This is a genomic window from Xanthomonas sp. NCPPB 2933 (assembly GCF_056725225.1).
The window spans coordinates 5,117,120-5,140,656 of record NZ_CM161518.1 but is presented as its reverse complement, the minus strand read 5'-3'; the positions used below and the strand labels follow the sequence as shown (position 1 = coordinate 5,140,656).

At 64.5% G+C, this 23,537-nt stretch carries 16 protein-coding genes and 1 pseudogene; 13 read left to right on the top strand and 4 right to left on the bottom strand.

Annotated elements, in window-relative coordinates; all coding sequences use genetic code 11:
- Positions 1–122 precede the first annotated feature (122 nt).
- The 4 genes and pseudogenes from AC1PLU_RS21700 to AC1PLU_RS21685 all read left to right on the top strand — a co-directional run.
- Entirely contained in the window at positions 123–5,390 is a 5,268-nt protein-coding gene (locus AC1PLU_RS21700) for a wall-associated protein (protein WP_481107203.1), read from the top strand.
- Between the two features lie 10 nt (positions 5,391–5,400).
- Positions 5,401–6,348, top strand: a complete 948-nt coding sequence (locus AC1PLU_RS21695; RefSeq protein WP_481094130.1) for an RHS repeat-associated core domain-containing protein — start codon at positions 5,401–5,403, stop codon at positions 6,346–6,348.
- Entirely contained in the window at positions 6,345–6,641 is a 297-nt protein-coding gene (locus AC1PLU_RS21690) for a hypothetical protein (RefSeq protein ID WP_481094131.1), read from the top strand. The genes AC1PLU_RS21695 and AC1PLU_RS21690 overlap by 4 nt, the downstream gene beginning before the upstream one ends.
- Positions 6,642–6,722: 81 nt before the next feature.
- Positions 6,723–6,867 (top strand): annotated as a pseudogene (locus tag AC1PLU_RS21685) (IS5/IS1182 family transposase); the annotation flags it as partial.
- Positions 6,868–6,983: 116 nt separating this feature from the next.
- On the opposite strand, the gene AC1PLU_RS21680 reads toward AC1PLU_RS21685, so the two are convergent.
- A complete protein-coding gene (locus tag AC1PLU_RS21680; RefSeq protein ID WP_481107202.1) occupies positions 6,984–8,612 on the bottom strand; it encodes an alkaline phosphatase D family protein in 1,629 nt (542 codons plus the stop codon).
- A 328-nt stretch (positions 8,613–8,940) separates the two neighbouring features.
- On the opposite strand from AC1PLU_RS21680, the gene rsmG reads away from it, so the two are divergent.
- The 9 genes from rsmG to rpmG all read left to right on the top strand — a co-directional run bounded on the left by rsmG (position 8,941) and on the right by rpmG (position 20,112).
- Positions 8,941–9,582, top strand: a complete 642-nt coding sequence (gene rsmG, locus AC1PLU_RS21675; RefSeq protein ID WP_481094133.1) for a 16S rRNA (guanine(527)-N(7))-methyltransferase RsmG — start codon at positions 8,941–8,943, stop codon at positions 9,580–9,582.
- 225 nt (positions 9,583–9,807) lie between these two features.
- Positions 9,808–11,634 carry a DUF885 domain-containing protein gene (locus AC1PLU_RS21670; protein ID WP_481094134.1) on the top strand — a complete coding sequence of 609 codons (1,827 nt, stop codon included), beginning with the start codon at positions 9,808–9,810 and terminating at the stop codon, positions 11,632–11,634.
- A 550-nt stretch (positions 11,635–12,184) separates the two neighbouring features.
- Positions 12,185–12,568, top strand: coding sequence for a hypothetical protein (locus AC1PLU_RS21665; protein ID WP_023905633.1), 384 nt, complete (start codon positions 12,185–12,187; stop codon positions 12,566–12,568).
- A 55-nt stretch (positions 12,569–12,623) separates the two neighbouring features.
- The gene (locus AC1PLU_RS21660) at positions 12,624–13,895 is read left to right on the top strand and encodes a TolC family protein (protein ID WP_481094135.1); all 1,272 of its coding nucleotides are present in this window, start codon (positions 12,624–12,626) and stop codon (positions 13,893–13,895) included.
- Positions 13,896–14,125: 230 nt separating this feature from the next.
- On the top strand, positions 14,126–15,397 hold the full coding sequence (locus AC1PLU_RS21655) for a permuted SH3 domain-containing protein (RefSeq protein WP_481094136.1): 1,272 nt from the start codon (positions 14,126–14,128) through the stop codon (positions 15,395–15,397).
- Between the two features lie 176 nt (positions 15,398–15,573).
- Positions 15,574–18,789, top strand: a complete 3,216-nt coding sequence (locus AC1PLU_RS21650; protein ID WP_481107201.1) for an efflux RND transporter permease subunit — start codon at positions 15,574–15,576, stop codon at positions 18,787–18,789.
- Positions 18,786–19,418, top strand: a complete 633-nt coding sequence (locus AC1PLU_RS21645; protein WP_481107200.1) for a cation diffusion facilitator family transporter — start codon at positions 18,786–18,788, stop codon at positions 19,416–19,418. Before AC1PLU_RS21650 ends, AC1PLU_RS21645 begins: the two co-directional genes overlap by 4 nt.
- Before the next feature lie 276 nt (positions 19,419–19,694).
- Positions 19,695–19,931, top strand: coding sequence for a 50S ribosomal protein L28 (rpmB, locus tag AC1PLU_RS21640; RefSeq protein WP_002809459.1), 237 nt, complete (start codon positions 19,695–19,697; stop codon positions 19,929–19,931).
- 13 nt (positions 19,932–19,944) lie between these two features.
- On the top strand, positions 19,945–20,112 hold the full coding sequence (gene rpmG / locus AC1PLU_RS21635) for a 50S ribosomal protein L33 (protein ID WP_002809462.1): 168 nt from the start codon (positions 19,945–19,947) through the stop codon (positions 20,110–20,112).
- Positions 20,113–20,379: 267 nt separating this feature from the next.
- Here the strand turns inward: rpmG and AC1PLU_RS21630 are convergent, their stop codons facing one another.
- The 3 genes from AC1PLU_RS21630 to AC1PLU_RS21620 all read right to left on the bottom strand — a co-directional run bounded on the left by AC1PLU_RS21630 (position 20,380) and on the right by AC1PLU_RS21620 (position 23,488).
- Positions 20,380–21,402 (bottom strand): amidohydrolase family protein, encoded by a 1,023-nt coding sequence (locus AC1PLU_RS21630; protein ID WP_481107199.1) that lies wholly within the window; start codon positions 21,400–21,402, stop codon positions 20,380–20,382.
- 366 nt (positions 21,403–21,768) lie between these two features.
- Entirely contained in the window at positions 21,769–22,824 is a 1,056-nt protein-coding gene (locus AC1PLU_RS21625) for a 4-oxalomesaconate tautomerase (protein WP_481107198.1), read from the bottom strand.
- Complete coding sequence (locus tag AC1PLU_RS21620) at positions 22,817–23,488, bottom strand: 4-carboxy-4-hydroxy-2-oxoadipate aldolase/oxaloacetate decarboxylase (RefSeq protein ID WP_481107197.1); 672 nt, start codon at positions 23,486–23,488, stop codon at positions 22,817–22,819. The genes AC1PLU_RS21625 and AC1PLU_RS21620 overlap by 8 nt, the downstream gene beginning before the upstream one ends.
- Positions 23,489–23,537: the final 49 nt, after the last annotated feature.

Here is a 23,537-nt window from a genome sequence, read left to right as displayed (position 1 = left end):
CGCAGAGGTCAGGGATGAGCAGGAAGCCAGGCGTGTCTGATGATAAGTGCGGCCAATTTTGGAGAATTCTTCGGACTTGCGGTGCTGCACGCCTGTTTGCGGGGAATTTCGCAAGAGCCGGGGTGACGATTTTCTCGCTCGCGTGCTGTCCTTCGATACTGCATGCAGAGATTCCAAGTTGGCATGAGGAATATGGCAACCGGCTGAAATATGCGGAACTGGTCGAGCCGCTCAAGGGCGATATCTTTGGCGAATCGGTCAATCTTTATGACGGGTCGGTGTCCTTCTCTGCCACCGAGCTGTCGTTGACGGGAAATAACGGCTTACCGGTGTCCATCGGACGCAGGCTTGACCCGAGCAATCCCAAAAACAATCTTGCGTTTGGCGACTGGGAGCTGGATATCCCTTCGCTTTCAGGCGTTTTTGGAGACGATGCGGCCACGGCAGCTGCCGGCAGTTGGGCGCCTGCGCAGCGCTGTGACAGTGTGAGCGGACCACCGATTGTCACGGTCCGAAATGTTCGCGGAACCCTCGATATTGATTTTGCCGATTTCGAGTATTGGGACGGCAACTGGCTGTCGTTGCCCGGAGGTGGAGGCGGCGAACTGCTTGGTGCATCAGGAGACGCGCGCGAGGTCAGGCCGACGTTTACCGAGGCTGTGCGCTGGAATACCAAGGACGGCTGGTTCTTCTCGTGCCTGGGTGCCTTGAAGAGCGGACAGGCAGGGCAGGGCTTCGTGGGGCATGCGCCCGACGGTAGCAAGTATTACTTCGACTGGATGGTGGTACGCGACCATAACGACCAGGCACATAAGCAAACCCTTGGGGCAGATACGCATGCGGTGCTTCGCCGCAACAAGGTATTTCTGTATCCGAGCCAGGTCGTCGACCGCTTCGGCAACTGGGTTCGCTATGAATGGAGTGGCGCGCAGCTGCAGCGTATCCATGCCAACGATGGACGTAGCATTGTGCTCGGCTACGACAACGCGGGGCGTGTCGCCAGTATGACCAGCGGTACGCGCCAGTGGAGCTACCAGTACGACAGCACTACCTCCCGGCTGATCTCGGTCACTTTGCCGGATGGAACAGCGTGGGGCTATGCGATCGCGCCACCGGCATTGCTATACAAGCAGCAGCAAACTCAGGACGAGCCGGAGTCCAATTATCGGGTACGCATGGATCTGTGCGCCAAAATGGGGATCCTCCTCGACAACGAAGCGATCTATACCGTCAAACACCCTTCTGGAGCAGTCGCAACGTTTAGCCTGCGCCCGATCCGACATGGTCGGATGGGTGTGCGTTTCGATTGTCAGGAAAACGGGGAAAGCGCCACGCTGGAGGATGGATGGAACCAGACGCCGCTGTATCGCGACGCCTACACTCTCAAATCCAAGACCATCAGCGGCCCTGCGCTGCCGACTGCTCAATGGCAGTACGACTATCTCAATTTAGGTGGGCGCTACGATCGTGACGTCACGGTGGATAGCTGGCCGCTGTATCCGGCAGGCAGCGCAGAACACAAATTCACAGTGGAAACCGGACCCGACGGCACGGTCAAGCGTTACGAGTTCGGCAAGGAAGTCCGCTACAACGATGGTCGGTTGCTGGGCGTAGTGACCACGCGCAACGATGTCAATGTCAAGGTGGAGACCACCAGTTACGTTGCAGAGTCGCAGCTTGCAGACGCACCGTTTCCGGCATTGGCTGGTACCAGTTATGTTTATGGCAGTGACGAGATCATGTCGCATGGCAACCGGCCCGTGCAGAGCACCAGCACAACCCAGGATGGTGTGCAGTTTGTCCGTCAGATTACAGCTTTCGATGCTTTTGCCCGCGAGAGATCTGCAGTGGAGTCGAACTCTGCCGGCCAGAGCAGAACTACCTCCAAGGCCTACTACGACGACGCTGGATTGTGGTTGTTGGGACAGGACCAGCAAGAGACCGTCGGCGATATCCAGCGCAGCCGCGCCGAGTTTGATACTGCAAGTGGGTTGCCCGTGCGTTTCTATGCGTTTGGGCGGCTTGCCCAGAGTGTGGGCTACGCCGCTGATGGAACGGTCGCCAGCGTCAGCGATGGGCGTGGCAATACAACCCTGCTTAGTGGTTGGAAGTTCGGTGTACCGCAGCAAATCAAGTTTCCCGGCACTGCTGAAGCGCCCAATGGCGCGACGCGAGCGGTGGTGATCGACGACAACGGATGGATTACCGCACTTACCGATGAGAACGGGTTCACTACCAACTATACCTATGACGGTATGGGGAGATTGGCGTCGATCCAATATCCGCAAGGCGACAGCACGGCATGGAATGCAGTGAGCTTTGCGCTGCAACGCATGGAGGCAGCCAATCTCGGCCTGCCTGCCGGGCATTGGCTGCACAGCCGCACGCAGGGCGGGCACACAACCCAGACCTATCTGGATGCGTTATTTCGCCCCGTAATGGCTGCGGAGGTGGCACAAGGGCAGACCGATAGCGCCGTGGTCACTCGCTATGACGTCACTGGCCAGAAGGCGTTTACCTCGTATCCGTCGCGTGCAGTGAACGACGTCAACCAGGCACTCTCAGGCACTTCCTATACATACGATGCGCTTGGGCGTCCGATCAGCATGACGCAGGCATCGGAACTCTGGCCGCTCGTTACCACGACCGAGTACATCGGCGATCTCAGCGTCCGCGTGACCAATCCGCGAGGTCTTTCCACCACGACCCGGCATCTTGCCTATACCGGGCCGGAGTACGAGATGCCGCTGACGATTTCCCAACCCGAAGACGTGATTACCGAGATCCAGCGCGATGCGCTCGGAACTCCACTCTCGATCAACCGACGTAACGGGGATGGCAGCCAGCAGCTGGCCCGTCGCTATGTCTACGATGGGTATCGCCAGCTGTGCAAGACCATCGAGCCGGAATCCGGCGCCACCGTGCAGGACTACGATGCAGCCGGCAATCTTGCCTGGTCTGCATCGGGCACCGCCCTGACCAGCGCGACCCAGTGCGATACCGAAGCGGCGCAAGCGAGTGGGCGTGTCGTGGTGCGCAACTACGATGCGCGCAATCGCTTGTTTCAACTGCGCTTTCCTGATGGTCGGGGAGATCAGGATTGGTCCTACACCCCAGACGGCCTGCCTGCCTCCATCAGCACGTCCAATACCAGCGACGCGTTGCCGGTGATCAACAGCTACCAGTACAACCGCCGACGCCTGCTGGTTCAGGAGTCTCAGCAGCACGCCGAACTTGGGCTCAGGAGCATGAGCTATGCCTACGATGCGAATGGCGCGCTGTCGGGCCATACCTACCCGAGTGGGCGTGTTGTGGACTATGCGCCGGATGCATTGGGCCGCCCGACCCGTGCCGGCAACTTTGCCAGCGAGGTGACCTACTACGCCAACGGCGGCATGTCGCGGTTCGTCTACGGCAATGGCGTGGTGCATACATTGGGACAGAACGTGCGTGGTCTCCCCGATCGCAGTACCGATCTGGCTGGTGGCACTGCGGTGCTCGACGATGGCTATGACTATGATGCGGTGGGTAATGTGATGGCCATCAGCGATGGCGTAACGGGCGGCAACACCAGCCGCGACATGACCTACGACGGCCTGGATCGGTTGAAAACCGTAACCTCTGCTGCTTTTGGTGACGCCAGCTACAACTACGACGCCTTGGACAACCTGCAGGCGGCCAAAGTGGGAACGCGTGATCGCATGCATGTTTACGATGGCAACAATCGCCTGACCAACGTGGTCGATGCCGTCGGCGGAGCGACGCTGGTCGGATTGAGCTACGACGTGCAGGGCAATTTGAACAATCGCAACGGCGTGACCTACGATTTCGACTACGGTAACCGCCTGCGTCAGGTCGGTGCAGTGGAGGCCTATCAATACGATGCGCAGGGAAGACGTATCCGCGCTCAGGCCTCCGCCAGCGGCGCGATCTACTCGTTCTACGACAATGCCGGTGTCCTGCGGCAGCAGCGCAATGAGCGCACCGGTAAGGACGTGGATTACATCCAGCTCAACGGCAGCCTGGTGGCGCAGGTGTCGGGCAGCGTGACCCCGAATGTTCCGGCATTGAGCGGCCCGGGTTACGTCAATCAGGGCGACTACGCGTTGACCTGGAACGCAGTGGGCGCGGCAACCCGTTACGAACTGGAGGAAGCGGCCAGCGGCGGAAGCTGGACAGGCATCTACAACGCAAGCGCGCTGACGTTCACCGTCACCGGGAAATCGACTGGCAGCTTCCAGTATCGCGTCCGTGCATGCCGCGACAGCTGTGGAGGCTGGAGCAACATCGCCACAGTGGCGATCGAGCTGCCACCGTCGACCGTGCCCGACCTGTCGGTGCCTCAGTTTGGCGACAACGGCAATTACAGCATCGCCTGGTCCGCCGCTTCGGGTGCAACCGGGTATGAGCTGGAAGAGAGCGTTGCCGATGGTGCCTGGAGCCAAAGCTACACCGGTGCAGAGTTGTCCAGGGCTTTTGCAGCACGCGTGGCGGGGATTTACGGCTATCGGGTACGCGCCTGCAATCCCATCGGCTGTACGTCCTATTCCGCCAGCGCCAGTGTCAATGTGGTGTACCCGCCCGACAGTGCGCCCGCAACGAGTGCTCCTGCACGTGCCACCCAGAGCGGTTTTGCCGTCAGCTGGTCGGCTGTAGGCGCGGCCTCTCACTATGTGCTGCAGGAAAGTGCCAATGGTGGAGCGTGGTCCACGCTGCAGGAGGGCCCCCAACAGGCCTTCGAGAGCGGTGCCCGCACTGCCGGCGATTACGGCTACCGGGTGGCAGCCTGCAATCGTGCCGGGTGCGGTAACTGGTCCGGCACTGTCACGGTGCAGGTTGTCGCCCCGCCCACCCTGGAGCCCGCACTGTCGGCCCCCTCGCTGGTGCCGGGTAACGCGTACACGGTGAGTTGGAGCACTCCATCCGGCAGCGAGAGCTTCCAGCTGGAAGAGGACAGCAATGGCGCAGGATGGGTGCAGGTGTATGCGGGCGCTGCCACCAGCTTTGACACCAGCAAAGGCAAGGGCAACTACGGCTACCGCGCCAGGGCCTGCAACATTGCCGGCTGTGGACCGACCTCGGGCATTGTCACGGTGACGGTCTCTCCGCCACCGGCGACGCCGGCCATGCAGACAGCGAACTGGCTGAGTACGCGCACCGCGCCGGTGCAGGTCTGGTGCGAAGCCGGTTGGTCTGCGGTCGCCGATGCAGTGGAGTACCAATTGCAGAGCAGTGGCGGCAATGCGCTTTACACCGGCCCCAACACCTATGTCAGTGCAAACGGCAATGCCTACTGCGCCTACGAGTACACGGTGCGCGCCTGCAATGCCGGTGGTTGTTCGGCATGGTCGAGCCCACCGTTTCCGGTGACCCAGGGCGAGATGGAATGAGGATGCCAGGATGCTGAAGAGAATCACGCGTCGTGCGGCGCTGCTGTTGGCATTGGCCTGGCCGGCTGCAGGTCTTGCCGAAACGGTGGAGTACATCCACACCGATGCCTTGGGCTCACCGGTGGCGATCACCGATGCCGCAGGCAATGTGATCGAGCGGACGGTGTATGAGCCGTATGGCGGCATGGTCAATAAGGCCGCGGTGGATGGGCCGGGATTTACCGGACATGTGGCTGACTCGGCGACCGGGCTGAGTTATATGCAGCAGCGGTATTACGATCCCGAAACTGGAGTCTTCTACGGTGTTGATCCAGTAACTGCGTTAAGCGATCCGCTCGCTCAGTTCAATCGTTATCGATACGCAAACAGCAGCCCGTACAAGTTCTTTGATCCCGATGGGCGGGTGGGTTGTACTGGAACGCGGATTCAGAGTGTTTGCGATCAGGGCGGTATCGCAGGACTACAGACCTCGGCTAGGTCATTTGCATCTGTGCTTGGGCAACGAGCCAAGACGCCATCGAGTCAAGCCAGACTTATCGAAAGCGTTGGCGGTAATGCTGCGACATTGGAGGAGGCACGGGAGACGCACGAGGGTTTCGTTACTGCAGCCATTGGAGTTATCGCTGGTGGTGGCCTTGGGGGCAATACTGCGGCACGGGGAACAACTACACTATACCGAGCGGTGAGCGAGGCTGAAGCTGCTTCGATTGGTGCAACCGGTAGATTTACAGCGGGACCTAACTCTTTAGGAGGTAAGTGGTTCGCAGAGACATTGGAAAACGCAAAGCGATGGGGTGATCTCTTAAATGGCAAGGGAACTAGTAAACTATTGGAAGTGAAGCTTCCCAAATCCGCTGGAGATCAGCTTATGCGTATGGAAAGACTAGATGGTATCGGACCAGCTCGATACGGGGAGCTGAATCAACTTGAGCAAGCAGTCATTAGAGAGCTGCCATGACCCGTATATACCCAGTGCTGGTTCATTGGTCCGATGAAAAGCGTAAAGCGCTACCAACGTCCAGGCAGTACGTCACCGTAGCGCGATTTCCTGGAAATAATTTATCTTGGCTATCTGACGCATGGACTGTTGTGCTGGATATTAATGGAGACGTAGATGCCCAGCCATGTGAAGCTGATGCGCGATTTCTTTCGCCCCATGCGCCTGAAGAGAAATTGCGCCCCGGTGTTCGATTCGAGTTGCTAGAAGGAAATCGGATAACCGCGATTGTTGATGTCCTAGAAGTCACTTAGGGAAGGTCCGATCAAATCAGCCTGATGAGCAAAGCAGCCTGACCTGCCACAATCGACAAATGAACCGAGCAGACGATCTCGATGCAGCTGACCTTTGGCGAGGCGGAGTACAACGGCAAGCGCAAGCGGACACGGCGCGATATGTTTTGTCGGAGATGGATCAGGCGGTGCCGTGGAGGGACCTGCTGGGGTGATCGAGCCGCACTATCCGAAGTGGGGGCAACCGTATTTGCAATGCGTTGTTCAGCGCTTCCCTGGAGGTGTTGTTTTTCCAGGGGCGAGTTCGAAAGGCATGGATCAATCCTGGCCCATAATCTTGTCGATGCAGATATTTATAGTTGATCACGCCTCCACTGCCCCCGCTTTGCCGTCTTCGACCACGAAGCGCTTCAACGTCGAGACCGTGGCCTGGCGGTCGCGGCGGTCGGAGATGCCTTGCAGGCGCGTTTCCATCCGCCCCGGCGTCAGCGTCACCGAGACATAGCCGCGGGTTTCGCCTTCGGCGTAGTGCACATGCGGATTGAGCGCCATGGTGGCTTGCAGCTCGGTGTTGCTCTGGCCGTCGGAGGTGATCGAGGTGCCGACGAATTCGGTGGCCAGCGTGGGCGAATCCGGGTCGGCCGGATCGGCCTTCAAGTCGGTGACCCAGTACGAGTGGATGTCGCCGCCCCAGAACACCGGGTTGCGTAGCCGGGTCTTGGCGATTGCGTCGAGCATGCGGGTGCGCGTGGCCGGGTAGCCGTCCCAGCCGTCGGTCCACTGCCCGAATACGCCGTCTCGACCGTGTTGGTTCATCGGTGCCACCAGCAGATCCTGCGCGATCACGTTCCAGCGCGCGGGCGATTGTGCGAAGGCGCCATGCAGCCAGCGCTCCTGTTCCCAGCCGAGCATGGTGCGGCGTGGGTCGGTGCGTTCGCGGCAACTGTCGTCCACCACATGGCCGCCGCGCCAGCCGTTGGCCTGCGGGCAGGGTTGTTCGCTGCGGTACTGGCGGCCATCGAGCACGTAGAAGCGTGCCAGCTGGCCGTAGTCCAGCGATCGGTAGATGCGCATGTCGGCGCCATGTGGGCGATTGCGCGCGCGCAGCGGGAAGTGCTCGTAAAAGGCGCGATACGCGGCCGCGCGCCGGGCCAGGAAGGTGTCGACCGGAATCGACGGATCCTGCGACCAGCGATTGGCGTAATCGTTCTGCACCTCGTGGTCGTCCCAGGTCGCCACGCAGGCGCTGCCGGCGTGCAGGGCCTGCAGGTCGGGATCGGTGCGGTACAGCGCATAGCGGTTGCGGTAGCCGGCCAGATCCAGGCATTCGCCGCTGCCGTGCGGGCGCACGATCTTGTTCGCTGCCTCGCCGTGGTTGCTGTATTCGTAGATGTAATCGCCGAGGAAGAACACCAGGTCCGGCTGCTCGGCAGCCAGATGGCGGTAGGCGCTGAAATAGCCCAGCTCCCAGTGCGAGCAGGACACAAAGCCCAGCCGCGCCGCATCCGGCAACTGATGCGGCGCCGGCAAGGTGCGTGCGCTGCCGATAGGGCTGCGCGCGCCCAGCGCCTGGAAGCAGTACCAGTACGGGCGATCGGCGGCCAGGCCGGCGACCTCCACATGCACCGCATGGCCCCAGGCCGGGCTGGCGACGGTCTCGCCCTGGCGCACGATGCTGCGCATACCCGGATCGCTGGCCACCTGCCAGCGCACACGCACCGGTGCGGTCAGCCCGCCGCGTCCATCCGGGTCCAGCGGGCGCGGTGCCAGCCGGGTCCAGATGACAAAGCCGTCGGCCAGCGGGTCGCCGGCGGCCACGCCCAGGGTGAACGGTTCCGGGCTGCCGCTTGCGCGCGCGAACGGGCTGAGCAGTCCGGCAGTCGCCAGCCCGGCGCCGCCGATGAGAATGCGCCGGCGGCTGTGATCCACCGTGGGTGTCGTGTTGTCGGAACCGGACAGGGGCGATACGGAAGACGGGTCGATCAAGGACATGGGCACAAAGGCGATCTAGCGGACGCGACCATAGTGCGACGGGCGGATGTCCGTTCAATGGCAGCGGCAGCTGTGTCGCTGGCGACGCAGATAGCGCGATCTTCGAAAGACGCTGCGGCGGTGAGGCGGCAGGTGTCGCACCGGTCGGTGATGCTTGCCAGCCAGCCAGCCAGCCAGCCAGCCAACCCAGCAATCCAGCAATCCAACGATCCAACGATCCAACGATCAGGCAACGTCACTAAAGGTGGGTGTGGTCGGTCTGGAACGCCGCATGTGCTGTCCACCGCACCCACGCACCTGCACGCCACCCAGCTGCGATAATCGCGCCATGAACGATGCCGCACTTCCCCCCGATGTAGCCGCCGCGCTGGCCAACGGCCTGCAGGCCCAATCCCTAGATGCGGCGTTTGCCGCGCCGCTGTTGCGTTACCTGACGCTGCTGGTGCGTTGGAACAAGACCTACAACCTCACCGCCGTGCGCGACCCGCGCGCGATGGTCACCCGCCATCTGCTCGATTCGCTGGCCATGCAGCCGTACATCGCCAGCGGCACCCTGGCCGATCTGGGCACCGGCCCCGGCCTGCCCGGCATCCCGCTGGCGATCACCCGCCCGCAGCTGCAGGTGACGCTGGTGGAAAGCAACGGCAAAAAAGCGCGCTTCATGCGCGAGGCCTTGCGTCACCTGGCGCTGGGCAATGCGCGCGTGGCCGAGTCGCGCGCCGAGGCGCTGGACGAGCCGGCCGCCTACGACCACCTCACCGCACGGGCGCTGGACACGTTGGCGGGTATCATCGACGTCGGAGGTCACCTGCTGCGCCCTGGCGGCAGCCTGCTGGCGATGAAGGGCATCTACCCGCATGAGGAGATCGCCGCACTTCCCGCCGGCTGGAGCGTAGCTGACGTGCATCCGCTGCAGGTGCCCGGCCTGGATGGCGAGCGGCATCTGGTCGTGGTGCGCAAGACGGGCTGAAGCGGCGGCCTGCCTGCCCCGGCCGCGTGCATCGGGAGAGCTAAAAAGCCACGGCGCCTGGTCGCTTCTCCCGCCTGCAGGGAAAGGGACCCGACGTGGCGGGGCGCGCGACCGGCCATAGCCCTCACCTAATCCCCAATCCCCACGCTGGGACTTCCGGCCCATGGCAACGAGCGCCTGCGCTGCCATCATTGCGCGTTCGATCCAGACGCAGGCCGCCCGCACGTGACATCTCCTCTCGCCGCCGCACTCTCGCTCGCCCTGCTGGGCGCAAGCTTCGCCGCCACCTCGGCGCAGGCCGCCGCACCGGCACCGGTGGCACCGCCTGCCACGCTGACTGCCGAGCGCCCCGCCGATGCGCGCTTCCGCGCCATCTACGAAAAAGAGTGGGCATGGCGCCAGGCCGAGACCGGCCAGGCCGACGAAGACAGCGACACCACCGGCGACAATACGCATTTGCCCGATGTCGGCCCGGCGGCGCAGCAGGCGCGCCTGGCGGTGTGGGACGGCGTGCTCAAGCAGCTCGACGGCGTCGACCCGAAACAACTCTCGCCCGCCAACCAGGTCAACTACGCCATCTACCCTCCGCAGGTGGAAAACCTCGCCGCCGAGGTGCGCCTGCGCCTGTACGAGATGCCGTTCAATTCGGACAGCTCGTTCTGGTCCAACCTGGGCTTCATGGCGCAGCGGCCGATGAAAACTGCGGCCGAGTACCGCGCCTATATCGCGCGCCTCAACGATGTGCCGCGCTACTTCGACCAGCAGACCGCCAACATGCGCGCCGGCCTGGCACGCGGTTTCAGCGTGCCGCGCGCGGTGCTGGATGGCCGCGATGTCTCCATCGCCACCGTCGCCGAGGTCAAGGACCCCACCGAGTCGACGTTCTACGCACCGTTCAAGCAGCTGCCGGCGCAGATCCCGGCCGCCGAACAGGCGCAACTGCGCGAACAGGCCAAGGCCGCGCTGAGCACGGCGGTGCTGCCGGCCTACGCCAAGCTGCTGAGCTTCTTCCGCAACGACTACATGCCCAAGGCGCGCACCACGCTGGCGGCCGAAGCGTTGCCCGACGGCAAGGCGTTCTATCGCCAGCAGATCCGCGAATACACCACGCTGGAGCTGACCCCGGAGCAGATCCACCAGATTGGCCTGGACGAGGTGGCGCGCATCCAGGCGCAGATGGACGCGATCATCAGGCAGGTCGGTTTCAAGGGCAGCTTTGCGCAGTTCCTGGCCTTCCTGCGCACCGACCCGCAGTTCTACGCCAAGACCCCGCAGGAGTTGCTCGATCGCGCCGCGTGGATCTCCAAGCGCGTGGACGGGCAGGTCGGCAAGTTTATCGGCACGCTGCCGCGCGGGCGCTTCACCATCAAGCCGGTGCCGGACGATATCGCGCCGTTCTGGACTGCCGGGCGCGGTGGCGCCACTACGTACTGGGTCAACACCTACAACCTGCCATCGCGGCCGCTGTACAACCTGCCGGCGCTGACCCTGCACGAGTCCTCGCCCGGTCATTCGCTGCAGGGCTCGCTGGCACTGGAGCAGGGCGACCAGCCGGCGTTCCGCCGCGAAAACTACATCTCCGCCTATGGCGAAGGCTGGGCGCTGTACACCGAAAAGCTCGGCCAGGAGATGGGCATCTACGAGACCCCGTACGAAGAATTCGGCCGGCTCACCTACGAAATGTGGCGCGCCTGCCGGCTGGTGATCGACACCGGCGTGCACCACGACGGCTGGAGCCGCGTGCAGGCGCTGGCCTATCTGCGCGACCGCACCGCGCTGAGCGAGCACGAGGTCACCACCGAGGTGGACCGCTACATCTCCTGGCCGGGCCAGGCGCTGAGCTACAAGCTGGGCGAGATCACCATCGTCAAGCTGCGTGGCGAGGCCGAACAGGCGCTGGGCGATCGCTTCGACATCAAGGCCTTCCACGACGCGGTGCTGAAGCAGGGCTCGGTGACCTTGCCGGTGTTGGAGCAGCAGGTGCGGGCGTTTATCGCCGACAGCAAGGCGCGCCCGGCTGACGCCAAGCGGGCCCGAAACGCGGCGCTGTGATGCCCTGGGGGAGTGGCTGACAGGACCACTGTAGAGCGGCTGGTCTGTGGTTTGGCTGCAGGGCCCTTGCCCGCCCACCATCGCGGGACACGCTGCAAGTACGTCCATGTAAGCTCTTACGCGGCATCCATGCCGCGTAAGGTCCCGCGAGCGGTGAGGGCACCGCGCACTTGAGTTCTTTGCGTTTACTGCAGGGCCCTTGCCCGCCCACCATCGCGGGACACGCCGCAAGTACGTCCATGTAGGCTCTTACGCGGCATCCATGCCGCGTAAGGTCCCGCGACGGTGGGCGAGCAAGGACCAGTCGCGATGGTCGGTGTTCATGGCTTTCAACAAAGCCACCGACTAACTCTCTGGTGCGGTGTTCTCGCCGATTGCGGGACCGTGTGGCGGCATGGATGCCGCCACCGAGCCTCCAGGGATGGATTCACGGCGTGTCCCGCAAGCGGCGAGGGCACCGCGCCCTCGACTCACTAAGCTTTTGACCTGAGCTTCCGACTAAACCGTGCATGCGATTGTGTAACTACCCCGGCCCCGATACGCTGCGCCCATGTTGCTTCGCCGCGCCCGCCTGTTGCACCCGTTGCTGCGCCTGATGGCGTTGGCGGTGTTGGTCATGGGCGTGTTGGTCGCACCGGTGGCCTGCGCGCTGGGCGATGTGCATGCGCTGGCGCACGACCAGATGCATCTGGAAGACACCGCGCCGCACGGCCATGACGGTGCCGACGAAGGCGATGCCGGCGAGCGCGATGGTGCCGGCCTGATGCACGCCTTGATGCACAGCGGCTACTGCCACGGCCAGAATCCGGCGGTGTTGCCGGCGCTGGCCTGGCTGCCGCTGTCCACGCATACGCAGGCCCAGCCTGTGGCCGTCTTCGCGCACTACCGCTCGCAACTGAGCGAGACCGGATTGCGTCCTCCGATCGCGGCTTGATGCATCGCCGGCAGCTGCCGGCCTGTCCATCGATCCCGATTCCGGAGACACCCTCATGTGGTTGCGACTGACGGCACTTGCCGTCTTCGCGGTCGTGCCGTGCGCCATGGCGCAGGACGTACCGCCCAAACTCGTGCTGACCCTGGACGACGCCATTGCGCGCGTCGCCCGGCAGCACCCCGATCTGCGCCTGGCCGATGGTCAGCGCGCGGTCCTCACCGCCGAAGCCGAGCGCGACGCATTGCGCCCGCCGTTGCGTATCGGCGCCGAACTGGAAAACGTGTTCGGCACCGGCCCGACCCGCGCGCTGGACCAGGCCGAACTCACCGTCACCCTGGCCGGCGTGCTGGAACGCGGCGGCAAGCTCGACGCGCGCCGCACGCTGGCCCAGGCACGCATCGACGCGCTGGCGCCGCAGCGGGCGCTGGCACGACTGGACGTGCTGGCCGAAGTGGCCCGGCGTTATCTGGCCATCGGCATGGCCGCGCAGCGGCATGCGGTTGCGCTGGAAACGCTTGCCCAGCGCCAGCGCACCGTCAGTGCCGCGCGACAACGGCTGCAGGCCGGCGCCTCACCTGAATCGGTCGTGCTGACCGCGCAGGCCTTGCAGGCGCGCGCGGAACTGGAGCGCGACCGCGCACAGCAGGAGCTGCTGGCCGCACGCCGCCAGCTGGCAGTGTTGTGGGGGCAGCGCACGCCGGACTTTGGCGATGTCACCGGCGACCCGCTGCAGTTGCCGGCCATTCCCGAGTTCGAGGTGTTGGCGCAGCTGCTCGATGCCACGCCCGAACTGGCGCGCTTGAACGGCGAGCAGCGCGTGCGCGAGGCGCGGGTGCGGCTGGCACGCAGCCAGGCGCGCCCGGACCTGGACTGGCAGGTGGGCGTGCGCCGGCTCGAGGGCAACGATGCCACCGCGCTGCTCGGCAGCGTCTCGCTGGCCCTGGGCAGCGCCGCGCGCGCGCAACCGGAGATCCGCGCCGCCGAGGCGGAGCTGTCGCTTCTGGACATCGAGCGGCATTCGCAGGCCTTGGTGCTGTACACCACGCTGGCCGATGCGCATGGCCGCTACCGCGCCGCACAGCTGGAAGTGACGCGGATGCGCAGCAATGTGCTGCCCGCGCTTGCGCGTGCCGATGCCGCTGCCGAGCGTGCGTATCGCGCCGGTGCCACCAGTTATCTGGACTGGGCGCAACTGCAGGCGCAGCGCAGCGATGCACGCCAGCAGCAACTGGCCGCGGCACTGGAAGCGCAGACCGCGTTGATCGAGATTCAGCGCCTGACCGGGCAGCCGTTTGTGCTCGACAGTGCTACGCAGGTGGGGCCATGAGCGCTACGTCCGCTGCGTATTTTCGCCCTGAATGCACGCGTCCGCCTGGATCTGCTGCGCCGGTATCGGTATCGGCATTCGCAGCCGCGTTCGCAACCGCATCGGCATCCAGTAGTCGCCAAGCGATGCTCGCGCCTACCGCGCCTACCGCGCCTACCGCGGATCCAGCACAGACCTTCTTCGTTCGTTCGCACGACGCACTGCGCCGGCGCCAACCAGGACCAATTCCGATGAAACGTTTTTTGATTGCGCTGCTTGTGCTGGCGCTGCTGCTGAGCGGCTGCGGCGGCAACAGCGGCAACAGCGAAGAAGCCCATGACCACGCAACGCCCGGTGCCGAGGGTGAAGCCGATGCCCATGGCGAAGAAGCCGAAAAAGGCGCACACGGCGGGCGCCTGCTCGAACAGGACGGCGACAGCGTGGAGCTGGCCATTGCAGAAGACGGCACGCCACCCACGTACCAAGCCTGGCTCTATCGCGACGGCAAACCGTTGCCGCCCAGCGCCGGCAATGTGGAGGTGCGCTTGACCCGGCTCGGCGGCGTCAACGAAGTGCATCGATTGCGCGCGCGCGACGATGGCAGCCTGTTGGCCGACAGCACGGTCGGCGAGCCGCATTCGTTCGATGTGGAGGTGCGCGCCACCGTGCAGGGCAAGTCGCATCGCTGGGCGTATCCCAGCTACGAAGGCCGCACCACCATCGCGGCGAAGATCGCGCAGGACGCCGGCATTCGTGTTGCGCCCGTTGGCCCCGGCAGCATTGCCGACCAGCACGAAGTGCAAGGCCTGCTGACGCCGGCAGAAGGTGCGCAGGCGCAGGCCACCGCGCGCTTTCCCGGTCCGGTGCGCAGCTTGCGCGTCAATGTCGGCGACCAGGTGCGCGCCGGTCAGGTGCTGGCCACGGTGGAGAGCAATCTGAGTCTGACTACCTACTCGGTCAGCGCACCGATCAGCGGCACCGTGTTGGCCCGCAACGCCAGCCTGGGCAGCAATGCGGGCGAAGGCCAGGTGTTGTTCGAGATCGCCGACCTGTCGAGCTTGTGGGTGGATCTGCACATCTTCGGTGCCGATGCGGGGCACATCACCGCCGGCGCACCGGTGACGGTGACGCGCATCAGCGATGGCGTGGTGGCGCAGACCACGTTGGAGCGCGTGTTGCCGGGTACGGCCACGGCGAGTCAGAGCACGGTGGCGCGCGCGGTGTTGCGCAACAACGATGGTCTGTGGCGGCCGGGCTCAGCGGTGAAGGCGCGGGTGACGGTGGCGCAGCAGCCAGCGGCGATGGTGGTGCCGGTGGGGGCATTGCAGCAGTTCCGCGACTGGGAGGTGGTGTTCGTGCGGGTGGGCGATGTCTACGAGGTGCGGCCGGTGAAACTGGGCGCGCGCGATGCACAGCAGGTGGAGGTGGTGTCGGGTTTGGCGGCGGGTGACGCGGTGGTGGTGGAGCAGAGTTATCTGGTCAAAGCGGATATCGAGAAGTCGGGGGCGTCGCATGATCATTGATCGCTGCGTTTCCGGTTTGCTTTTTCCTCGACCGCACGCACGTGCGTGCGAACAGCGCTTCCATGCTTCAGTGACACGTTTTTTCAGTCATCGACGCGGTCGCAGCGCAGGCACGCACGCACTGATCGGTGTGGCTGCGCACGCAGTTGCGCAGAGTGTGCGCGGAGGTGCGCATCATGCTCACTAACATCATTCGGTTCGCGATCGCGCAGCGGTGGTTAATGCTGGCGTTGACGGGGGTATTGATTGCGATCGGGGCATGGAGTTTTTCGCGCTTACCGATCGATGCGACGCCGGATATCACCAATGTGCAGGTGCAGGTCAATACGGCCGCGCCAGGGTATTCGCCGTTGGAATCGGAGCAGCGGGTGACGTTTCCGCTGGAGACGGTGTTGGCGGGCTTGCCGGGGCTGGAGTCCACGCGCTCGTTGTCGCGCTATGGCTTGTCGCAGGTGACGGCGGTCTTCACCGATGGCACCGATCTGTATTTTGCGCGGCAGCAGGTGTCCGAGCGGTTGCAGCAGGTCAAGTCGCAATTGCCGGCCGATCTGGAGCCGCAGCTGGGGCCGATCGCGACCGGCCTGGGCGAGATTTTCATGTACACGGTGGAAGCCAAGCCGAATGCGCGCAAGCCCGATGGCAGCGCGTGGACGGCCACCGATCTGCGCACCCTGCAGGACTGGGTGGTGCGCCCGCAGTTGCGCAATGTGCCCGGCGTTACCGAGGTCAATACCATCGGCGGCTATGCGCGGCAGATCCATGTCACGCCCGATCCGGCGCGGCTGGTGGCGTTGGGGTTTACGCTGGACGATGTGGCCCGCGCAGTGGAAGCCAATAACCGCAATATCGGCGCCGGGTATATCGAACGCAACGGCCAGCAGTTTCTGGTGCGGGTGCCGGGGCAGGTGGACGATATCGCGCAGATCGGCGCCATCGTGCTGGATCGGCGCGAGGGTGTGCCGATCCGGGTGCGCGATGTGGCGCAGGTCGGCGAGGGCCGCGAGTTGCGCACCGGTGCCGCCACCCAAGACGGCACCGAAGTGGTGCTCGGCACGGTGTTCATGCTGGTCGGTGCCAATAGCCGCACCGTGGCGCAAGCGGCCGCGCAGCGCCTGGAACTGGCCAACGCCAGCTTGCCGGCCGGCGTGCAGGCAGTACCGGTCTACGATCGCACCGCGCTGGTGGACCGCACCATCGTCACCGTCGCCAAGAACCTGATCGAAGGCGCCTTGCTGGTGATCGTGGTGCTGTTCCTGCTGCTGGGCAATGTGCGTGCGGCCTTGATCACCGCGGCGGTGATTCCGTTGGCGATGTTGTTCACCCTCACCGGCATGGTGCGCGGTGGCGTGTCCGGCAATCTGATGAGCCTGGGCGCGCTGGATTTCGGCTTGATCGTCGATGGCGCGGTGATCATCGTGGAGAACTGCTTGCGCCGCTTCGGCGAAGCGCAGTTGCGTCTGGGACGTGTGCTCGAGCGCGATGAGCGATTCGAACTCACTGCCGAAGCCACTGCCGAAGTGATCCGTCCCAGCCTGTTCGGCCTGGGCATCATCACCGCGGTGTATCTGCCGGTGTTCGCGCTCACCGGCATCGAGGGCAAGATGTTCCATCCGATGGCGATCACCGTGGTGCTGGCGCTGACCGGTGCGATGCTGCTGTCGCTGACCTTCGTGCCGGCGGCGATCGCCTTGTTGCTCGGTGGCAAGGTGGCCGAGCACGAAAACCGTGCGATGCGTTGGGCGCGTCGCGTGTACGCGCCCCTGCTCGATCGCGCACTGCGGCACGGTCGTTTGGTCGGCATTGGCGCAGTGGTAGCGGTGGTGGTGTGCGCGGTGTTGGCTACGCGCCTGGGCAGCGAGTTCATTCCGAACCTGGACGAAGGCGATATCGCGCTGCATGCCTTGCGCATTCCCGGCACCAGCCTGGAACAGGCCATCACCATGCAATCCACGCTGGAAAAACGCATCAAGCAGTTTCCGGAAGTGGCGCATGTGTTCGGCAAGCTCGGCACCGCCGAAGTGGCGACCGACCCGATGCCGCCATCGGTGGCCGATACCTTCCTGATCATGCATCCGCGCGAGCGATGGCCGGATCCGCGCAAGCCCAAGGCGCAACTGGTGGCCGAGATCGAGGAGGCGGTGAAGCAATTGCCCGGCAACAACTACGAGTTCACCCAGCCGATCCAGATGCGCATGAACGAGCTGATTTCCGGCGTGCGTGCGGATGTGGCGATCAAGGTGTACGGCGACGACCTGGACACGTTGGTCAAGCTGGGGCAGCGCGTCCAGGAGGTCGCCAGCACGGTGCCGGGCGCGGCCGACGTGAGCCTGGAGCAGGCCACCGGCTTGCCGATGCTGGCGGTGGTGCCCGATCGCGCCGCGCTGGCCGGTTATGGCCTCAATCCCGGAGTGGTGCAGGACACGGTGTCGGCCGCAGTGGGTGGGCAGGCGGCCGGGCAGTTGTTCGAAGGCGACCGCCGTTTCGACATCGTGGTGCGGCTGCCGGAAGGCCTGCGTCAGGATCCCACCGCATTGGCCGATCTGCCGATCCCGCTGCGTGGCGATGGCGAGCGCGCCGATGCGGACGAGTCCAGTCGCGCGGCCGGCTGGCGTAGCGGCGAACCGACCACCGTGCCGCTGCGTGAGGTCGCGAAGATCGAGACCGTGCTGGGGCCCAATCAGATCAATCGCGAAGACGGCAAGCGCCGCATCGTGATCACCGCCAATGTGCGCGATCGCGACCTGGGCGGATTCGTCGCCGAGGTGCAGCAGCGCGTGCAGGCCGAGGTGGTGCTGCCCACCGGTTACTGGATCGGCTACGGCGGCACCTTCGAGCAACTGATCTCCGCCGGCCAGCGCCTGGCCTGGGTGGTGCCGGGCACCTTGTTGCTGATCTTCGCGCTGCTGTACTGGTCGTTCGGCTCGCTGCGCGATGCGCTGGTGGTGTTCAGCGGCGTGCCGCTGGCATTGACCGGCGGCGTGGTGGCGTTGGCACTGCGCGATCTGGCGTTGTCGATCTCCGCCGGCGTCGGCTTCATCGCGTTGTCGGGCGTGGCGGTGCTCAACGGCCTGGTGATGATCGCCTTCGTGCGCAGCTTGCGTGCCGAGGGCATGTCGCTGGAGCAGGCGTTGCGCGAAGGTGCGCTGAGCCGTCTGCGCCCGGTGTTGATGACCGCGCTGGTGGCCGCACTCGGCTTTGTGCCGATGGCCTTCAACGTCGGCGCCGGTGCCGAGGTGCAGCGCCCGCTGGCCACGGTGGTGATCGGCGGCATCGTCTCGTCCACGCTGCTGACCTTGCTGGTGTTGCCGGTGCTGTATCGCTGGCTGCATCGCGAGCGGGCGGGGCGATCCGGATCGGTTTTCGCGGCAACGCCGCAGGCAGGCACGCTATGAGCGAGTCCTGTTGCGGGTGCGGCAAGACCCTGGATGTGGCCGCAATGCAGGGTCGTCAGCGGCGCGTGCTGTGGTGGGTGTTGGCGATCAATGCCGGCAGCTTTGCGCTGATGCTGGCCGGCGCGCTGCATAGTGGCGCCGCTTCGCTGCTGTCCGGCAGCCTGGATAACCTGGGCGATGCGCTGACCTATGCATTGAGCCTGGCGGTGGTGGGCGCCAGCCTGGCGGCCAAGGCGCGGGTCGCCTTGCTCAAGGCCGGATTGATCCTGCTGGCGGCGCTGGCGGTGGCCGCCGAGATCGGCTGGAAGCTGGCCCACCCGCAGCTGCCGCTGTTTCAGAGCATGGGGCTGGTGGCCGCGCTGAATTTTGCCGCCAATCTGGTGTGTCTGCGCCTGCTGTGGCCGTACCGTAACGGCGACATCAACCTGGCCTCGGCCTGGGCCTGCTCGCGCAATGATGTCTACGAAGGCCTTGCGGTGCTGGCTGCCAGTGCGGCGGTGTGGGCGTTCGGCAGCGGCTGGCCCGACCTGGTGATCGCGGTGGCATTGCTGCTGCTGTTCCTGCGCTCGGCCTGGCAGGTGGCGCGCGGCGCATGGGCAGAACTGCATCGGGTCGCTGCGCTGACGTAGGGTGGGGAGGCTGATCGACCACCGCCGTCGGGCCAGGTGCCGACAGCGGTGGGGTTGGCGGGCGGGTGCTGTAAGTGCTTGCGACACAAAGGAAAGCCGTGCATAATGCGCGGCTCGCTGTGCCCGGATCGCTCCGGATGGCGGCACCCAGCGCGATGGGGTTGCCGGCTCGTTCCCAGCGTAAGTTCTTGATTCCCAACGTTGCGTGGCAGCCTAGCGCTGTCGGGGCCGCCGCTCCCCAGGCTATGGGTGGCAATTCATTTATCGAGGTGCGTAATGTCCCGCGTATGCCAAGTGTCCGGCAAGCGTGTGCAGACGGGTAACAACGTCTCCCACGCAAACAACAGAACCCGTCGTCGCTTCCTGCCCAACCTGCACGAGCGCCGCTTCTGGGTCGCCAGCGAGAACCGCTGGGTGAAGCTTCGTGTCTCCGCGCATGCATTGCGCACCATCGACAAGAACGGGATTGATGCCGTTCTGAAAGAGCTGCGTGCGCGCGGCGAAAAGGTCTGAGGAGTAAGCAGTCATGGCAAAAGGCAAGCGTGACAAGATTCGTATGATTTCCTCGGCCGCTACCGGCCACTTCTACACCACGGATAAGAACAAGAAAAACACTCCGGGGAAGATGGAAATGATGAAATACGACCCGGTCGTGCGTAAGCACGTGATGTACAAGGAAGGCAAGATCAAGTAATCCACCGATTACGCGATCTGCATCCAAGCAAACACCCGCCGAAAGGCGGGTGTTTGCGTTTGTGGGGTTTGGGCGTTTAGGGGTTTCTCGACCGTCGTTTTAATCGGCACTCCTCCGGGGCCAACACAACCCGGCGGACTGCATCCCTCTCCCTGCGGGAGAGGAGTAGGGGTGAGGGTACGGGGCGAAGCCACTTTGAGTACCAGAGGCTTCGCCCGTACCCTCATCCGCCCCTGCGGGGCACCTTCTCCCGGAGGGAGAAGGGGATTACATCCCGCGTGCGCGCAGTTGCGCATCCAGACGCGGATACACCCGCCTGGCATTGCCTTCGAATACCTTGCGCTTGTCGGCATCGGAGATCGCCAATGCATCGATATAGCGTTTGGTGTCGTCGAAATACTGGCCGGTCTGCGGGTCGATGCCGCGCACCGCGCCGACCATCTCCGAGCCGAACAGGATGTTGTCGATGTCGATCACCTCGAACAACAGGTCGATGCCAGGTTGGTGATACACGCAGGTATCGAAGAACACATTGCGCATCATGTGCGTGGACAACGGCGGCTTGCCGAGCATGTCGGCCAGACCACGGAAGCGGCCCCAGTGATACGGCACCGCGCCACCACCGTGCGGGATGATGAATCGCAAGTCGGGAAAGTCGCTGAAAAGATCGCCTTCGAGAAACTGCATGAAGGCGGTGGTGTCGGCATTGAGATAATGCGCGCCAGTGGCGTGGAAGTTGGCGTTGCAACTGCCGGACACATGCACCATGGCCGGCACGTCGAGCTCGACCATTTTTTCGAAGAACGGATACCAGGCGCGGTCTGTCAGCGGCACGCCGCTCCAGTGGCCGCCGGACGGGTCGGGATTGAGATTGCAGCCGACAAACCCGAGCTCGCTGACGCAACGCTCCAGCTCGGCGATCGAGTGCGCGATCGCCACGCCCGGCGATTGCGGCAACTGGCACACGCCGATGAAGGTGTGCGGATACAGCTGCACCACGCGCGCGATCAGGTCGTTGCAATGCCGCGTCCAGACCTGGCTCACCGCTTCGTCGCCAATGTGGTGCGCCATGGTGCTGGCGCGTGGCGAAAAAATCGTCATGTCCGCACCGCGCTCGCGCAGCAGCCGCAGCTGATGCTGCTCGATACTTTCGCGCAATGCGTCGTCGGAGATCTGCGGATAGATCGGTGCCGGCAACTGCGGGTCGTCGTAGTGTGCGATCTGCGCCTTGCGGAAGGCGTCATGTGCAGCGGGCGCGGTGGTGTAGTGGCCGTGGCAGTCGATGATCATGAGAATGCTCGTTGAGGTGCGCAGAGCGCGCTGCGCATCCGACCGATAGATGTGCAGTGCGCATGTGGACGGACGTCTGGATTCGGATGCATGGGTCTGGGAGCGATGTAGCTCCACGTATGCACTGCCATCGGTCTGCAGTTGTCGGCGAAGCAATGCATCGCACCCGAGCGAACCGGAATGCCGCGCTGATATCGGGCGGCTAGCCCGAAAAGCGAATCGCGTTGATCGACTGCGCAGAGGACGCGCGACGCGCGATCGTGAGTAGCCGGCACGCAGACTGCAGGACGCAGCAAACCACGCATCAACGACCCGGGTTCAAGCCAGCGTAATGCCGACTGCCGCATCGCATGCTGGCAGCCGCGCTCAAGCAAACAGTTCACCATCGAACAGTTTGCGTGCGGTGCGCAGCACGGCGGCACGTACCACCTCACCGTGCGCGTCGAGCGTGATGACACAGCTGCTCGCGCCGCTCGGATGTTCCACATCCAGCTGCTGTGTACTGCCGCCAGGCAACTGCGACAGCGCATGCGCGGGCGCGCCGGGCAGCAGGCAGGCAGTGGCGACGGTGACCGCGCCCAGCACGCCGATCGAGGCATGGCAGCGGTGCGGGATGAATGAGCGCACGCTGATCGCGCCGCCGTTGCGCGGTGCGGCGACCAGCATCATTTTCGGCACGGTGGCATCGGTGACATCGCCCAACCGCATCAACGGGCCGGCCTGCAGGCGAATCGATTCCAGGCGGGCTTTCAGTGTCTGGTCTGCATCGAGCGTAGCGCGGTCTTCGTAGCCGCTGATGCCGAGATCGCTGGCGCGCAGCACCACGCAGGGCATGCCGTTGTCGATCAGGGTGACCTCTACGTCGTCGAGCGTCTGCATCGCATGGCCGGTCGGCAGCAACGCACCACACGAAGAGCCGGCGATCTCGGCAAACGCCAGCGCAATCGGCGCAGCGGTGCCGGGCACGCCGTCGATGCGGGCATCGCCGTCGTAACGCACCTGGCCGCCGGGCGTCTGCACGGTGGCGGTGGCCAGCGTGTTGGTATTGCGCATGAAGATGCGCACGTCGGTTTCGCCATCGTGCGCGGGCAATAAGCCGCGTTCCAACGCGAAGGGGGCGACGCCAGCGAGCATGTTGCCGCAGTTCTGCGCATCGCTGACCTGCGCCTGTTCTACCGACACCTGCAGGAACAGATAGTCCACGTCGGCATCGGCACGCGTGGAGCGCGACACCACCGCGACCTTGGAGGTGAGCGGGTCGGCGCCGCCCATGCCATCGATCTGGCGCAGATCCGGCGAACCGTAGGCGCGCAGCAAAAACGCATCGCGTGTGGCGCGATCGCCGGGCAACTCGTCGGCCAGAAAAAACCCGCCCTTGGAGGTGCCGCCGCGCATCCACATTGCGCGTACGTGCTCAGACATAGCGCAGGCCTTTGGCCGCCAGGCGTTCGCGCATGGCGTAGATGTCCAGGCCCAGTTCGCCGCTGGCAAGACGGTCGCGTTTGATCAGCTCGCGCGCTTCGCGTGCCTGCGCTTCGGCCAGCACCTGCGCGGCAGTGGCGCGCGGCACCACGCAGACACCGTCGTCGTCGGCCACCACCACATCGCCCGGCTGCACCAGCGCACCTGCGCAGACCAGCGGCACGTTGACCGAGCCCAGCGTCTCCTTGATGGTGCCCTGCGCGCAGATGGCACGGCTCCATGCGGGGAACTGCATGGCAGTGAGATCGCGCACGTCGCGCACGCCGGCATCGATGATCAGCCCGCGGCAGCCGCGCGCCTGCGCCGAGGTGGCCAGCAGGTCGCCGAAGTAGCCGTCGCAGCAGTCGCTGGTTGGCGCCACCACCAGCACGTCGCCGGGCTGCAGTTGCTCGATGGCTACATGCATCATCCAGTTGTCGCCTGGCGGAATCGACACCGTGACCGCAGTGCCGGCGATGCGGCAGCCGGTGTAGATCGGGCGCAGGCGGTGATGCAGCAGGCCACTGCGCCCCTGCGCCTCGTGCACCGTGGCCACGCCGGCCTGCGCGAGCCCATCCACGATGGCCAGCGGGGTGCGCTCGATCCGGGTGACGACCTGGCTCATCCATCCATCCTCGTTAGGGGTGTGCCGAGTCTGTGCGCCGATCGCCTGA

Coding starts and splice junctions, on each gene's coding strand:
- AC1PLU_RS21625 (WP_481107198.1), bottom strand. CDS start 22,824: ATGTCTGAGCACGTACGCGCAATGTGGATGCGCGGCGGCACCTCCAAG.
- AC1PLU_RS21695 (WP_481094130.1), top strand. CDS start 5,401: ATGCTGAAGAGAATCACGCGTCGTGCGGCGCTGCTGTTGGCATTGGCC.
- AC1PLU_RS21620 (WP_481107197.1), bottom strand. CDS start 23,488: ATGAGCCAGGTCGTCACCCGGATCGAGCGCACCCCGCTGGCCATCGTG.
- rsmG (WP_481094133.1), top strand. CDS start 8,941: ATGAACGATGCCGCACTTCCCCCCGATGTAGCCGCCGCGCTGGCCAAC.
- AC1PLU_RS21630 (WP_481107199.1), bottom strand. CDS start 21,402: ATGATCATCGACTGCCACGGCCACTACACCACCGCGCCCGCTGCACAT.
- AC1PLU_RS21660 (WP_481094135.1), top strand. CDS start 12,624: ATGTGGTTGCGACTGACGGCACTTGCCGTCTTCGCGGTCGTGCCGTGC.
- AC1PLU_RS21680 (WP_481107202.1), bottom strand. CDS start 8,612: ATGTCCTTGATCGACCCGTCTTCCGTATCGCCCCTGTCCGGTTCCGAC.
- AC1PLU_RS21690 (WP_481094131.1), top strand. CDS start 6,345: ATGACCCGTATATACCCAGTGCTGGTTCATTGGTCCGATGAAAAGCGT.
- AC1PLU_RS21665 (WP_023905633.1), top strand. CDS start 12,185: ATGTTGCTTCGCCGCGCCCGCCTGTTGCACCCGTTGCTGCGCCTGATG.
- rpmB (WP_002809459.1), top strand. CDS start 19,695: ATGTCCCGCGTATGCCAAGTGTCCGGCAAGCGTGTGCAGACGGGTAAC.
- rpmG (WP_002809462.1), top strand. CDS start 19,945: ATGGCAAAAGGCAAGCGTGACAAGATTCGTATGATTTCCTCGGCCGCT.
- AC1PLU_RS21645 (WP_481107200.1), top strand. CDS start 18,786: ATGAGCGAGTCCTGTTGCGGGTGCGGCAAGACCCTGGATGTGGCCGCA.
- AC1PLU_RS21655 (WP_481094136.1), top strand. CDS start 14,126: ATGAAACGTTTTTTGATTGCGCTGCTTGTGCTGGCGCTGCTGCTGAGC.
- AC1PLU_RS21650 (WP_481107201.1), top strand. CDS start 15,574: ATGCTCACTAACATCATTCGGTTCGCGATCGCGCAGCGGTGGTTAATG.